Below are 12,073 nucleotides of genomic sequence, written 5' to 3' on the forward strand. Positions count from 1 at the left end.
GCGCAGACGCCGATCAGGAAGGCGGCCGCCAGCGTGGTGGTGTCGTCGGCGGGATCGGGCATCGGCAGGCCGGCGATCCTGGCGTAGGAAACCGCCGGCAGCGTCAGATACGCCGCCGCAAGCGCGCCGCAGATCGGCGAGGCCACCATTTCGCGCAGCTTGTAGCGATGCCGCGACAGCGCGCGCAGAACGCCGCCGGCGAGCCCCGCCGCCACGACCGGTCCCTTGATGCCGAGCAGGTCGAAAAGATCGTTCATCATGGCCTCCAGCCGCAAAGTTTCTGGCCCTTTTCGTTGTGAGCCAGGATCGCCGCCACCGACGCGTCGGAAAGGGCCGCCGCCTCTGCCCTTGTCGGCCGGATGGGATGCCCGGCCGCGCAGAACGATCCGCCTGATGTGGTGCAGCCGGCCAGCAGCAGCGAGAGCGCTATGATTTTGACCATCTGGCCAGCCTCCCTCTGTTGTCGTCCGGCGCCCGGCCGGCGACGGCATCGTCGATCTTCTGGGCTTCGGTGCGCGCCGCGGCGTCGGCGGCATACTGCCTGGCCTTCTGGCTGGCCTTGCCCTTGGCATAAGCTGTCCAGACACCGGCAAGCGCGGCGCCCATTGCCAGAAGATACGGCCAGGCCTGGCCAAGCAGCGCGAGGGTGATTGTTCCCACCTCATGTCTCCTTGGCCGGCGGCGCGACCATGCCGCGCGGCCCGTCACGCACCGCGTTGATGATGATCTTCAGCAGTGCCAGGCTCCCGCTGATCTGAAGCGCGGTGCGGTCGCTCACGCCGAGCAGCGTCCAGTCGAAGCCGGCGAGCGCGCCGCCGCAGATGATGGCGATCAGCGTGTTGAGGAGATTGTGCAGCGCATTGGTGTTGAACCATCTCATCGAAACAGGCTCCCCAAAAGAGCGGCGACCTGATGCCGGAAAGCCGCGAGTGCTCCGGCCAGGAGAACGAGGATGCCGGCCGCGGCAGCCGCCTTACCGCCAGGCGCCGGCGGCACGGGCTGGATCGACGACGCCCCATTGGGCAATGTTTCGACCCTGGGTGGCGGCGCCGCGGTCACCGGTGCCGCGGGGCGCTGCGCCGACATCAGCAGGGCCTGAACCCGCACCGACCTGACCCGATCCGACCAGCCGCGCCCGAATGTCGCCCATGTCGGCAGCCGCTTGAGGAACGCCAGCCGCGCATCGCAAAGCGCATCGATGGTCACACCGGCCGGCTTTGCCTTGGCCGCCGCGACGGTGACCGGTCCGATCCGCCCGTCCTGCGCAACGCCGACGGCCGCCTGCAAATATTTGGCTGCCCGGCCAGGCCCGCTGTTGACGGCGAAATCGAACACCGCGTGGTCGACGCCATCGGGCAATTCGGCGCCGAGCACAGCGTCCCAGTAGAAGCGGCGATAGACGGTGGCGACCTGCGCGTCGCTGATCGCACGCAGATCCGCCTTCGTCGCGTCGGCCTTCACATAGCGGCGGAAGCTGGCAAGCGTCACGCCCTTCATGGTGGCGCCGCCGGGATCAGCCGGATTGTCCGACCACCCGCCTTCCGATTTGAGAACAAGCGCAAGCGCCCGCGCGAAGTTGCGGTCCATGGTGTTTCCTTTCTGCCCTTCCGGGCAGTTGTTCAGTTTCGGGTTTGGATTTGGTTGGCGTTGTCCGGCTTGATCGCCTTGCCGCGAATCGGTTTGCGGCTGTAGAACGGTCATGCTTCGGGGGTGCTGGGATGAGAAACTACGTCGGCGCGGTCCAACGTTTTGCCTTCGAGCGTCTAGCGGCAGCGATAGACCGACGATGGAACAACGACCCGCTTGGCTCCCGCATTCGAGCTTCCAAGGAAGAATACTTGCGGCTTTTCGAGATAGCGCGGCGAGTGGAGTATCCGGAGATTGACCGGCTGGAGGCCGACACCGGCTTCGCTATCGACCGCGAATGGCTCGACAATCTGGCCCTGCATACGCAGATCACCATCAAGAAGAGCACCTTGGCTTACCCGCACGGCCGAGTGCTCTACAGCCTTTTACGACGCGAGCTTGCGAGTAACCCGCGACCGTTCACCACCATTGTCGAGACCGGCACAGCGCGCGGCTTCTCGTCACTCTGCATGGCAAAGGCTTTGCAGGACGCTAGCGCTGCCGGCCACATCATCACTCTGGACGTGCTGTCGCATAACCATCGGTTCTACTGGAACTGCATCGACGATCACGGCGGGCGCAAGACGCGCGCGGAACTCCTCAAGCCGTGGCAATCTTTGTCAGATCGGATCGTGTTCCTTCAGGGCGATTCCCTTGTCCAATTGCCGAAAGTCGGAGTGAACAGAATCCACTTCGCCTTCATCGACGCGCAGCACACAACGAAAAATGTCTTACTCGAATATCGGGCTGTTTCTGAGCTGCAACTAGCGGGAGACGTAATCGTTTTCGACGACGTCACACCAGGGCAGTTTGACGGCGTCGTGGAAGCGATAGAGCAGATCGAGAGGCAGGGACAATATGGTATGCGTCGGCTCGTGGCATCAGACACGCGGGCTTATGCTTGGGGCACAAGGCGCCGATGAGCCATCGCATGCATCAATTGCGCGACGATGCCATCGGTCTAAGCTGAACAGCCTTGTGGAAGCGCCCAAAGAGCAGAATCCAGACCAAGATTTGAATTGCCATAAACCCGACTAACGGCTGACGTGCTTGGGCCAGCATATTTTCCAAGGCATTCCGGTGTGCATAGACACCAATGACACTGCCGAGAATGATCCAGAAGAAGAACCACATTCCCCTACTCTGGAGCGAAGCGCGGTGCAGCATTACAAGCGTAAGCCCGTAGAGAAGTCCGAAGATGATCACGATGGGGACGCCCCCCATCGCCCACGCTTGCCCCCACAAGCTGCCGGCGAGGCCATAACTGGCCTGCGAGAATATCTGGGTCTGCAACACAGTATTGAACCCGGTACTGTCGAAGCCGAACGCTGACGGCTGAATCAGGAGTTGCGCCAAGGTGTCGCGAACCGTGTTCCACCATGGGTAGGTTGTGTTCGTTCTGATTAGCCCCTCGATGTTTTCATGGGTGCCGAACGCTTCCCAGGAGGCGACCATAGCCATCGGATCGGAGCCGCTGGTCAGCATCACGCCGAATGGCAGGTCTCGCTTGTAGGCCAGATAGAAAGGCTTCATGAAGAAGACGACAGCGAGGGTCGCTGCCCCTATGCACCACATTCGCCAATTGAAGGCGGCCCTCGTTACCGGCCACTCCCACATGAGAACGACAGAGAACGCCATAGCCAGAATGACAGGAACGGTTCGATCGCCAGCAATGGCATTAAGGGCCACCATCACGATCAAAATGGTCTGCGTGATGCGCCCACCTCGCCCCCAGAATCTATCGAAATAGATGGATGTCAGAAGCCCGATGCCGCTCACCCACCGCCACACGACAGAGATAAGCCCTCCGACAGCGCCATAGATGTCAGCGCGCTCCATCGCAAACCACTGGAGGCCCGCACGGTTTGTCATCCATGCGTAGCACGCCAGAGAGATGATCAGCGCGCATCGGATGAACCACGTCACCCGTATTAGATGCAGTTGGTGCCTGGGGGGAGCCGTGTCGGCATCTGAGGACAAGAGAAGAAGCGCCAAACCGAATCCTAGCCAAGCAGCGGCCATCACGCCGATTGCTCCCGACGAAGCCGGCTCAAGATAGGGCACCAACCCTCTGGCATTTATTGGCCGGGTGTAGCCGATCAGCGCTGGCACAGAATAGGCAAGCAGGCCTATATATCCAATCGCGATGACGGACACCCGATTGTGCCGGGCTACAAGTATAAGGGTGGTCATTGCCACCATTGCCCACAGAACGAAGACCATATCTCTCGTTCGACTATTTGGATCGAAAATGCAACTTAGCCGATTCGGTATCACATAACGACAAGGCCTACAGCTCAAAATCGCCAGCCCAGCCGATTGCCGCGCTGACCACCCACATGCCTACTGTATAGGCCTCCAGCACCACGCGCTCGCCGGGATCGAGAATGAGATATTTTCCTGCACCGCCGCCCTTGATCGTGTCCGTCCCGCTGGGCTCGATGTTCATGACATGGGTTGCGTGTACTCCGGCAAAGCCGATCCGAAGGCCAGGCACGGCAGGCGGCAGCGTATGTGTCCACGTCGCGCCGGCGCCGTTGTTGTGGCAGAGTGCCCGGTTGTGAAGCCCAGACAGCGTTGTGTTGACGGTCAGATTGATCGGCACACCCAACGTCCCCTGTAGACCGGGATTGTTGCCGCCAATAAACCTGGTCACGATGCCGGCCGTGATGGAACTGCCGGTGCCATCACCAACCCATTCCGACATGTCGAAACCATCGACCAGCATTTCGTCTATCGCGCCGCCGGTGGTTACCCGAAAGGCAACGCCAATGGAGGTCGGGTTCTTCAGGGCGATGTCCCTGAGACTGGCTTTGCGCAGCCGTTGGCCCACGGATAGGTTGAACCGGATGCCATGCGACTGGATGTTTCCCCTGATGCCGGAAAGGCTAACGCTCGCCGGTGTCACTACGTTCGCAACGACAATGGCGTCGGTCGAGCAGTTCATCAACGTGCCCGGGCCGATCGCAAGTGGCGTCTGGTAGGGCGCGGCGATTACGGCTGTGGCACCTGACGTTCCGCCCGTGATCGTCTCGCCAGCCCGAAAGATGCCGGCCGAACCGCGCACATAGATGCGCCGGGCCGCGCTGTTTGCCGTTTTGGCAATCGCAGAGGTGCCTCCAGTGATTGTTTCAGCGGCCTGAAACGTTCCGCTCATCGGCAAGACCCTCAGCACGTTGGCAAAGAAGTCGACCAAGATGCCCGTCGCGCCGGATGAACCGCCTGTCACCGTCTCACCGAGTTCATACTCGACGGTTGAGCCGGCGATGACGATTTCAAAATGTTGGAACCGCAGGGTTCCGGTGGAGCCAGAGGTGCCGCCGCTGACCGTTTCGCCAATCGCAAACGATCCAACTTGCGAGCTGAGGGCGAACTGATATTCGCCGTTTGGCTCCAATTGCAGGGCTGTGTTGTAGCGATCGATGTACCAGTTATCGAGCCGGCCCGACTGAATCTGAACGCCGAAGACGTTACCGGCAGAACTACCGGAGAGCCGGTTGCCGATTGCCTTGACATTCGAAATGACGATCTCGCTGTTGGCGTCAGTCGCAGCTACGCCAATCAGACAGTCATTCGCCACCACGTTAGTTATGATCCCTCGCGGATCTCGCGCACCGGTCATCTCCACCCAGACACCGGCGGAGGGGCTGTCGAGATGTGCATCGGCGAAAACCCCGTCGACCAACACGTCGGTGGTGTTTAGATTCCCCGTATAGGTCAACACGACACCGTCGCGTTTGCACTTCGCCGACCGGATGTTGCGCACGATCGGCTTGCGGACGCCGGCCACGTAAACCGTGTCGCCAAACTCGCCGCCGGTTGGCGTGACGATGTTATAGCCGTCAATGTCCTCAATCGTCGGGCTGTCGACACAGAGCGCCATCACACCGGCAAGGCCGAGATTACGGACTTTCACGCCGCGGATTGTCGGCCGCTTCCGGCGTGCACCAGTGGAGAGGCCGACGCGAATACCGATAGAAGCCTGGTAGCCGGCATGTGATCCACCATCAATCGTGAGGTCCCCGTCTATCAGGACGTCATCGGCAGCGATATCGATGACGGGATGGTGGCCGGTAACGGCACCGACTGGCGCGCGCAGGATCAGGGCAGAGCCGCCCAGGCATTCGACGCGCTTCTTCGCTGTCGAGATCGTATGGTTGCCGTCGGTCTGGTAGGAGCCGTCAATCAGCACATGCGGATAGCTGCCCGCGAGCAGTGCACTGATAGCAGCCGTGGCATTTGTACCGTTACCACGCGCCCCGAGCATTGATGCCGTCACCGGGGTCGAGGCGAGCGTATAGCCTGTCTTCGTCATGCCATCGCTCAGCATGATCACCAAATCCCCGACATTCGTTCCATTCTTGCGGTACACAGCGCCACTGCCTGCCACCTGAGAGCTGTCGTAGAAGGCGGTGCGGATGTATGTGGGTGCTATCGGTGGGGAAAATGCCTCCGCCGTCGCCTTGGTCGCGAATTGCGGATCGAGCACGGTTGTCATGGCGCCCGTCGCTACGTCCGCAGCGGCCTGGGCCTGGTCGATGATGCCTTGCGCGGCTGCCTGGATATCCCCGACTGTGTCGTCGGACTGGTAGAACGACAGCACAATGTCGTCGGTGCCGATCACAGGGTTCAGCGTCGGCGGCTGGTCATAAGCCGGCAGGTGTGAAATCATTCGTTGAAGCTCATGGAATGATTCCCGTCGCACGGCCTTGTGGGAGAGGACGATGGACAGACCAGCCATGGCATCCGTGTTCAGGATGCGACATGCACCGGCCACGGTTTCCGGGGTGCGCAGCACCGGCCAGGGTCAGGCCGATCCGGTCATCCGCGTGCGTTCGCTGGGCGAAGCCATCCGTTTCGTCGCCAACGCCTACCCCCAATACGACATCGGCGCCGTCGCCATCAGCTGTGGGGATGTTTCGATCGGCAGCCTAGGCTCCCTGGAAGTCAAGGCGCTGTGGCGCGAATATGGCGAACGGCTGACGCAGGAATAGACGTTCGCCCGCAGCCTTTCTGGAGCGGAAATGCCGCTCGCGCGTTTCAACCCCAGCCACGGGAGCAATCGCCATGAATGTCGCCAACCTGCAACTCGAAGGCCTGTTGATGGCCGTCGCCTCGATCAACCGCCTCCTGGTTCAAAAGGGGGTGCTGACGGCAGAGGAAATCGACCTGGCCCTGCGCAAGACCGAGGCCGGCGAAACCAACCAGGAGCGGTCCGAAGGCATGTCCGCGTCCAGCCGCGACGCCGTCAACTTCCCGATCCGGCTGCTGGAACTCGCCAACCAGTGCCAGCCGGAGGCGGAGATGCCGTCCTTTTCGAAGCTGGCCCGCATGGTCGGCAAGATCAAGGAACCCTACAACGACCAGCTGTGAGCGGTGCCGGCGGGCCGGCGTGCGTCCGCAGTGGCCCGCTGCCCTCGCCTCAAGCCCTGCCCGGCCATCCCGAATTGAGCGAAAGCACCTTGCCCGGTCCATGCACGGCCGCAAACAGCAGTCCGGCCATGAACGAGAAATGGTCGATGAAGAAGCCGAACTCGGCCTGGTTGCCGGCCCAGTGGCTGGGTCCGTGGAAGGCAAAAGCGAGGAACAGCACGTAGGCGGCGGCGACAAGGGCCGCCTGTGAGAAGAAGGCGCCGGTCAGGAAGCACAGCACCAACGCGACTTCCAGGATCGCCGCGCACCAGGCCAGGAACAGCGGAAACGGAAAGCCGGCGGCGGCGATATAGCCGGCGGTGGCCGCCATGCCCATGAATTTGAAGGTCACGGCCATCAGGAAGACGCCGGCGAAGATCAGCCGGGCGATGAGAAGGGCCGCGGTCTGCCACGGCGATTGAATGATTTGCGACGACATGCTCGTTCTCCAGCTTTGCGGGTTGCTCGCTCCTAGGACGCACGGCGGGCGCCAAGTCCGACACGCCAGGCCAACTTTTCTCGACAGGGCGCTTGCCGCGGGTCGAAGCAGGCCTCGAAGCCTCGCACCCACCGAACGATTTTCGGTTTGCCGGCTGACGGTATAGTGTTGCTCGCTCAAAGGGGGAAACGGACATGGCCAAGGCATTGACCATCGACGCACCGCAGCATCCGGCGATGAGCACCGCCTACGAACAGCAATGCAGGGATATGCTGGCTCCGCATCTCGACGCCCTGCTCCGCAAGGTCGAGGCCGCCGGCTGGGACCGCGGACAGGCCTCCTCGGCGCTCATGTATCTCGCCGCGATGCGGCTGAAGCCGGCCTGACGACGCGCCGGCCCGAACGGCTCTCCCGCGCCTCGCGCGATTGAAACTTGTTGGTAATCACGGACGTGATATTGTTAGCCGGGGCTAATGCAGCGGTGTGCCGGTGCAGCGATTTTGGGTGGGCTGAAATTTGCGAACAAGCGTCAGGTTTGGGGCGATATCTCGTGGCGTGCGGTCGGCGACGCTGGAATGCAGCGGCTGCGGCGGCGCTGGCCAGGTCTTCCAATGCCCGCGCTGGACGAGTTCCAACGGCCATTGCTGCCCTGCCGGCACCCACCGGCGCGGCTGCCCCGGCCTCAGCGCGGCATGCTCCGAATGTGACGGCGACCACGCTGCCGACGCCGACCCCATGCGGCCATCGGCCTGATACAGGCCGGTTCCGGACTGGCCGTGTCGCCGGGTGGAACCGGCGGCGCCGATCTGTGTTATGTCGTGTTGATCGCGGGCGCCGAAGGTTGCGCGTTTCCCCGACAACAGAAAGCGAGGCCTGAGATGGCTGACGACAAGTCGAAGACGAAACAGGACCGCAAGCTGGTCTCGAGCGAAGAGCCCTACGAGGTTGCCGCCTTTGCCCGCAAGTACGGCATTCCGCCAAGCGAGGCACAGACCATCATCAAGCGCTACGGACCCTCGCGCAAGAAGCTCGACGCCCATATGGCGGCCCGCGGCTAGCCGAAACCATTTCGCCTGGGCGGCGTTGAAGATGCTGCGGGCCGTGTCAACCGGGCCTGGTGGTACGGTGAACAGGATGTCTTTTTCCCGGTTTCTCATCCTGGCCAACGAAACGGCAGACGAGCATCTGTCCCACCCGGCCCGCAGCGCCACGTATTGAGGGAGGGCGTCATGTCCGACACCATACGCAGGACCGGCAGTTGCCTGTGCGGTGGCGTGCAGTTCGAGGTTCACGGCGCGCCGTTGCGCGTCGGCTTGTGCCATTGCAAGGATTGCCGCAAGGCCGGCGGTTCGGTCTATTCGGCCTTTGCCATCTGGCCGCGCGAGGCTTTCGAGACCACCGGCCTCGTCAGCTCCTATGGCACGCGCAGCTTTTGCCCGACATGCGGCGGCCGCGTCGCCTGGGTCGACGACAACGAAGCCGAGGTGGCGATCGGCAGCCTCGACATTGCGCCGACCGATCTGGTGCCCGAATATGAATTGTGGACCTCCAGGCGCGAGACCTGGCTGCACGCTTGGCCCGGCGCCGAACAGTTCGAGCATGACCGCCCAACGGCGCACAACGCCGAAGCGCCAACACCGAGATCGCTGTCTGACATCGACGCCGAGATTTGATCTCTGGGCAAGGGAACCCTGCCCTGCCGCCGACGTTACCGGATGCCTCTCACGCATGTCGCCCGGCGACTTGCGGCAATCATGGAGACGACCGTTGAACGACAAGATGTTTCCCCGCCCCGTCAGGCTGAAATTCGCGCCTGAGCGCGAGCGCATCATCCGCAGCGCCTGGGAAGGCCTGGAATGCCTCGGCGACTGGCCGGCTGGCCAGGGACGGCGCTACCGGGCAGCGTTGCGCAGCTGCCGCGATGCGCTGGACGGCTGGACGCCGCCGGAAAAAGCGATGCGGGCGGTGATCGACGCCGCGCGCGAAGCAAAACTCCTGCAGTAATTGGAAAACAGGCTATGTCCGAGCTCATTTTGCCCACGCCGATGCGGATCAAGCCGCACGGGTCGGACACGATCCGCGACGTCACCACGCTCAGGGATGCCAGCGAAATCCTGATCGATTGGCCGCAGGCCAAGCGCGGCCCGTTCTACCAGGCGGCGCGCGAGAAGGTCGAAGCCGCATTGGAAACCCAGACAGGCGCCGCCGAGGCGCAGGAAGCCTTCGCGGCGCTCTGCAGCCACGCCGGCGTCTTGGTGCGATAGCGGTTTCCATAAACGGAAACAGGCGGGGCATCATGCCTCGCCTGCTTTGTCATTTCGTTGGAAGCTCGCCCTGGACAATCGGTTGAGAGGTTTCGAAGCCAAAACTCTTCGGCGCCAGAAGAATCAAGGCAATCACGATGGCTATCGAGGCAAGCAACGTGGCCGTGGTCGCAATATCTCTCACGATAATCTCTTCGAATTTCAAGTCGTGAGAGAAACGCTTCTGAGATAACGAGGTTCCATTAGCTTGCGCGATAATACCAGCCAGCGGCGTTTATTGCTTCGGTGGCTGGGGCGGCACTTCACCCGGCTTGATCACCGGCGTCTTGCCTTCGTCGGGGGCCGGCGCCGCCATGCCCTGGTCGCCCGTCGGGGGCGGTTTCAGCACGCCGCCGCAATCGTTAAGCTTCGCGGTCAAATTGCCGTCCTGCTGTCCAGGCTGCTGTTTTGCCCCTTGTCCGGTCTGAGCCCTGCATTTGTCGGCCTGCGGCGCCTGGCTGTCGTTCTGCTGCTGTGCCGCGGCCGGCACTGCCAGCGCCAGCATAAGGCCGAATGGCATGATGGCGAGAGTTCTCATCACTGCCTCCTTCTTTCTTTCACGGCCGCCCGCGGCGACCTTCCCTTCACAGGGACAACGCCTGTCGACGAAAAAGGTTGGCCGCCTCGCCGGGCGGCATTGCAACCAAATCCGTTTGCCGGCCGTTGCGCGTGCCGGAGGCGGTGATGTTCGACGGTTTTCAAAGCGCGGAAATCGACACCGGCGATGCCAACATATTCTGCCTGCGTGCCGGCGGCGGGCCGCCATTGCTGTTGCTGCACGGCTTTCCTCAGACGCATCTGATGTGGCGCGACATCGCGCCCGCCCTGGCCAGCCGGTTCAGCGTTGTCTGTGCTGACCTGCGCGGCTATGGCCGCAGTTCCTGTCCGGCATCCATTCCGGACCACGCACCTTATGCCAAGCGTGCCATGGCCGCCGATATGACGAGGCTGATGGAAAAGCTGGGATTCAGCAGCTTCATGGTCGCCGGCCATGATCGCGGCGGGCGTGTCGCCTACCGCATGGCGCTCGACCATCCGGGCAGCATCGACAGGCTCGCCGTCCTCGACATCGTGCCGACCGCCGATGCATGGGACCGGGCCGACGCCAGGCTGGCGCTGGGCTATTGGCCATGGTCGCTGCTGGCGCAGCCCGAGCCATTGCCGGAAAAGATCCTGTCCGGCACTGCCGAGGCGATCGTCGACAATGCGCTCGACGGCTGGGGCTCGTCGTCATCGGCGTTTCCAGCCGAAGTACGTCAGGCCTATGTCGATGCCTTGCGCGCGCCTGCCCACATCCATGCCATCTGCGAGGAATACCGGGCGGCAGCCACGCTCGACCGCGAGCATGACCATGCCGACAAGGCAGCCGGCCGGCGCATCCGCTGCCCGCTGCTGGCGCTATGGAGCGGTCAGGGCGCGTTGGCGGATTGGTACGCCGGCGAAGGCGGGCCGCTGGCGCTGTGGCGCGGCTGGGCCGACGACGTGCGCGGCCAGCCGATGCCGGGCGGACACTTCTTTCCCGAGGAGAACCCGCCGCGGACGGCCGATCTGCTGGCCGGCTTCTTCAGTGAGACCGGTCACGGCATCTCCCCGCGATCGGAATTACCTTCGCCTTCCCTTTGATGGGGTCGAGGCCGCCTCCTTCTGCACCTTGGCCTGACTGCCTTCATCACCGGCGGCAAGGCCGGGTCCGCGTTCGAACCGGTGCAGGAAGCCGGCAACGACCAGTACGATCAGCGTGCCGAACCCGGCCACCTGCCAAAGACCAAGGCCGCAGGCTACGCCGATCGCGCCCGCCAGCCACATGCCGGCGCCGGTCGTCAGCCCATGCACCTCGCCGCGCGAAAACATGATCGAGCCGGCGGCGAGGAAGGCGACGCCGGCGGTCACCGCCTCGACCACCCGGATCGGATCGACCTTGACGGCTTCCCGCGCGAACATCGGCGCATGCACGATCTCGATCGTCAGGATGCCGAAGGTGGCGGCGGCGACGCAGACGAGAATATGCGTGCGAAGCCCGGCCGGGCGGTTACGCCATTCGCGCTCGAAACCGATGACCGCGCCGTAGAGCGTCGCCAGCAACAGCCTTGCCGCGATGACCGGAAACGAGGTGTAGGTGGGATGGCCGAATTCCTCGACGAGCTGTTCCATGATGTCCCCTCCGAAAGCTTGACGCCACAACGCGGGCGCCGGGTCGCGGTTCCTGAATCCATCGCCGGATGCGGCAAGGGTGCGGCCGTTTTGAAATTGCATCTGTCGGGGTGTTGATGGAACGACCCTCAAGCGCTCAGGA

Annotated in this window: 20 protein-coding genes; 9 read left to right on the plus strand and 11 right to left on the minus strand. The window is 62.9% G+C overall.

Features of this window, described 5'->3' with window-relative positions; genetic code table 11:
* The 5 genes from EN914_RS08845 to EN914_RS08865 form a co-directional block, all read right to left on the minus strand.
* On the minus strand, positions 1-257 hold a 257-nt coding region (locus EN914_RS08845; protein ID WP_127288081.1), incomplete at its 3' end, for a hypothetical protein.
* Positions 257-442 (minus strand): hypothetical protein, encoded by a 186-nt coding sequence (locus EN914_RS08850; RefSeq protein ID WP_013530788.1) that lies wholly within the window; start codon positions 440-442, stop codon positions 257-259. The genes EN914_RS08845 and EN914_RS08850, both read right to left, overlap by 1 nt.
* Positions 427-660, minus strand: a complete 234-nt coding sequence (locus EN914_RS08855; protein WP_024501592.1) for a hypothetical protein — start codon at positions 658-660, stop codon at positions 427-429. Before EN914_RS08855 ends, EN914_RS08850 begins: the two co-directional genes overlap by 16 nt.
* Before the next feature lies 1 nt (position 661).
* Positions 662-880 carry a hypothetical protein gene (locus tag EN914_RS08860; RefSeq protein WP_024501593.1) on the minus strand — a complete coding sequence of 73 codons (219 nt, stop codon included), beginning with the start codon at positions 878-880 and terminating at the stop codon, positions 662-664.
* A complete protein-coding gene (locus tag EN914_RS08865; RefSeq protein ID WP_024501594.1) occupies positions 877-1,587 on the minus strand; it encodes a glycoside hydrolase family 108 protein in 711 nt (236 codons plus the stop codon). The genes EN914_RS08860 and EN914_RS08865 overlap by 4 nt, the downstream gene beginning before the upstream one ends.
* Positions 1,588-1,718: 131 nt before the next feature.
* On the opposite strand from EN914_RS08865, the gene EN914_RS08870 reads away from it, so the two are divergent.
* Positions 1,719-2,549, plus strand: coding sequence for an O-methyltransferase (locus EN914_RS08870; RefSeq protein ID WP_024501595.1), 831 nt, complete (start codon positions 1,719-1,721; stop codon positions 2,547-2,549).
* Between the two features lie 13 nt (positions 2,550-2,562).
* On the opposite strand, the gene EN914_RS08875 is transcribed toward EN914_RS08870, so the two are convergent.
* The gene (locus tag EN914_RS08875) at positions 2,563-3,849 is read right to left on the minus strand and encodes a hypothetical protein (RefSeq protein ID WP_024501596.1); all 1,287 of its coding nucleotides are present in this window, start codon (positions 3,847-3,849) and stop codon (positions 2,563-2,565) included.
* 67 nt (positions 3,850-3,916) lie between these two features.
* Positions 3,917-6,367, minus strand: a complete 2,451-nt coding sequence (locus EN914_RS08880; RefSeq protein ID WP_164756401.1) for a right-handed parallel beta-helix repeat-containing protein — start codon at positions 6,365-6,367, stop codon at positions 3,917-3,919.
* On the opposite strand from EN914_RS08880, the gene EN914_RS08885 reads away from it, so the two are divergent.
* The gene (locus EN914_RS08885) at positions 6,351-6,620 is read left to right on the plus strand and encodes a hypothetical protein (protein ID WP_024501598.1); all 270 of its coding nucleotides are present in this window, start codon (positions 6,351-6,353) and stop codon (positions 6,618-6,620) included. The two genes, EN914_RS08880 and EN914_RS08885, sit on opposite strands and share 17 nt — an antisense overlap.
* Before the next feature lie 73 nt (positions 6,621-6,693).
* A complete protein-coding gene (locus EN914_RS08890) occupies positions 6,694-6,999 on the plus strand; it encodes a hypothetical protein (protein WP_023813813.1) in 306 nt (101 codons plus the stop codon).
* Positions 7,000-7,048: 49 nt separating this feature from the next.
* Here the strand turns inward: EN914_RS08890 and EN914_RS08895 are convergent, their stop codons facing one another.
* Positions 7,049-7,477 (minus strand): DoxX family protein, encoded by a 429-nt coding sequence (locus EN914_RS08895; RefSeq protein WP_024501599.1) that lies wholly within the window; start codon positions 7,475-7,477, stop codon positions 7,049-7,051.
* A 194-nt stretch (positions 7,478-7,671) separates the two neighbouring features.
* Between EN914_RS08895 and EN914_RS08900 the strand changes: the two genes are divergently transcribed.
* The 5 genes from EN914_RS08900 to EN914_RS08920 all read left to right on the plus strand — a co-directional run bounded on the left by EN914_RS08900 (position 7,672) and on the right by EN914_RS08920 (position 9,741).
* Positions 7,672-7,863 (plus strand): hypothetical protein, encoded by a 192-nt coding sequence (locus EN914_RS08900; RefSeq protein WP_024501600.1) that lies wholly within the window; start codon positions 7,672-7,674, stop codon positions 7,861-7,863.
* Between the two features lie 492 nt (positions 7,864-8,355).
* Positions 8,356-8,535 (plus strand): DUF3606 domain-containing protein, encoded by a 180-nt coding sequence (locus EN914_RS08905; protein ID WP_024501602.1) that lies wholly within the window; start codon positions 8,356-8,358, stop codon positions 8,533-8,535.
* Positions 8,536-8,706: 171 nt separating this feature from the next.
* A complete protein-coding gene (locus tag EN914_RS08910) occupies positions 8,707-9,150 on the plus strand; it encodes a GFA family protein (RefSeq protein ID WP_024501603.1) in 444 nt (147 codons plus the stop codon).
* A gap of 94 nt (positions 9,151-9,244) precedes the next feature.
* Complete coding sequence (locus tag EN914_RS08915) at positions 9,245-9,481, plus strand: DUF982 domain-containing protein (protein WP_024501604.1); 237 nt, start codon at positions 9,245-9,247, stop codon at positions 9,479-9,481.
* 14 nt (positions 9,482-9,495) lie between these two features.
* Positions 9,496-9,741, plus strand: a complete 246-nt coding sequence (locus EN914_RS08920; RefSeq protein WP_024501605.1) for a DUF982 domain-containing protein — start codon at positions 9,496-9,498, stop codon at positions 9,739-9,741.
* A 49-nt stretch (positions 9,742-9,790) separates the two neighbouring features.
* Here EN914_RS08920 and EN914_RS39855 read toward each other — a convergent pair whose 3' ends face one another.
* Positions 9,791-9,925, minus strand: a complete 135-nt coding sequence (locus EN914_RS39855; protein ID WP_255337188.1) for a hypothetical protein — start codon at positions 9,923-9,925, stop codon at positions 9,791-9,793.
* A gap of 90 nt (positions 9,926-10,015) precedes the next feature.
* A complete protein-coding gene (locus EN914_RS08925; protein WP_024501606.1) occupies positions 10,016-10,318 on the minus strand; it encodes a hypothetical protein in 303 nt (100 codons plus the stop codon).
* Positions 10,319-10,464: 146 nt separating this feature from the next.
* Here EN914_RS08925 and EN914_RS08930 point away from each other — a divergent pair, with 146 nt between their 5' ends.
* The gene (locus EN914_RS08930) at positions 10,465-11,403 is read left to right on the plus strand and encodes an alpha/beta hydrolase (protein ID WP_024501607.1); all 939 of its coding nucleotides are present in this window, start codon (positions 10,465-10,467) and stop codon (positions 11,401-11,403) included.
* Here the strand turns inward: EN914_RS08930 and EN914_RS08935 are convergent.
* Positions 11,383-11,931: an MgtC/SapB family protein gene (locus EN914_RS08935; protein ID WP_024501608.1), complete on the minus strand. Its 549-nt coding sequence runs from the start codon at positions 11,929-11,931 to the stop codon at positions 11,383-11,385. The genes EN914_RS08930 and EN914_RS08935 overlap by 21 nt on opposite strands.
* Positions 11,932-12,073: the final 142 nt, after the last annotated feature.

It is taken from the genome of Mesorhizobium sp. M7A.F.Ca.CA.001.08.2.1, from assembly GCF_003998455.1.
In the GTDB taxonomy this organism is placed as follows: Bacteria; Pseudomonadota; Alphaproteobacteria; order Rhizobiales; family Rhizobiaceae; genus Mesorhizobium; species Mesorhizobium ciceri.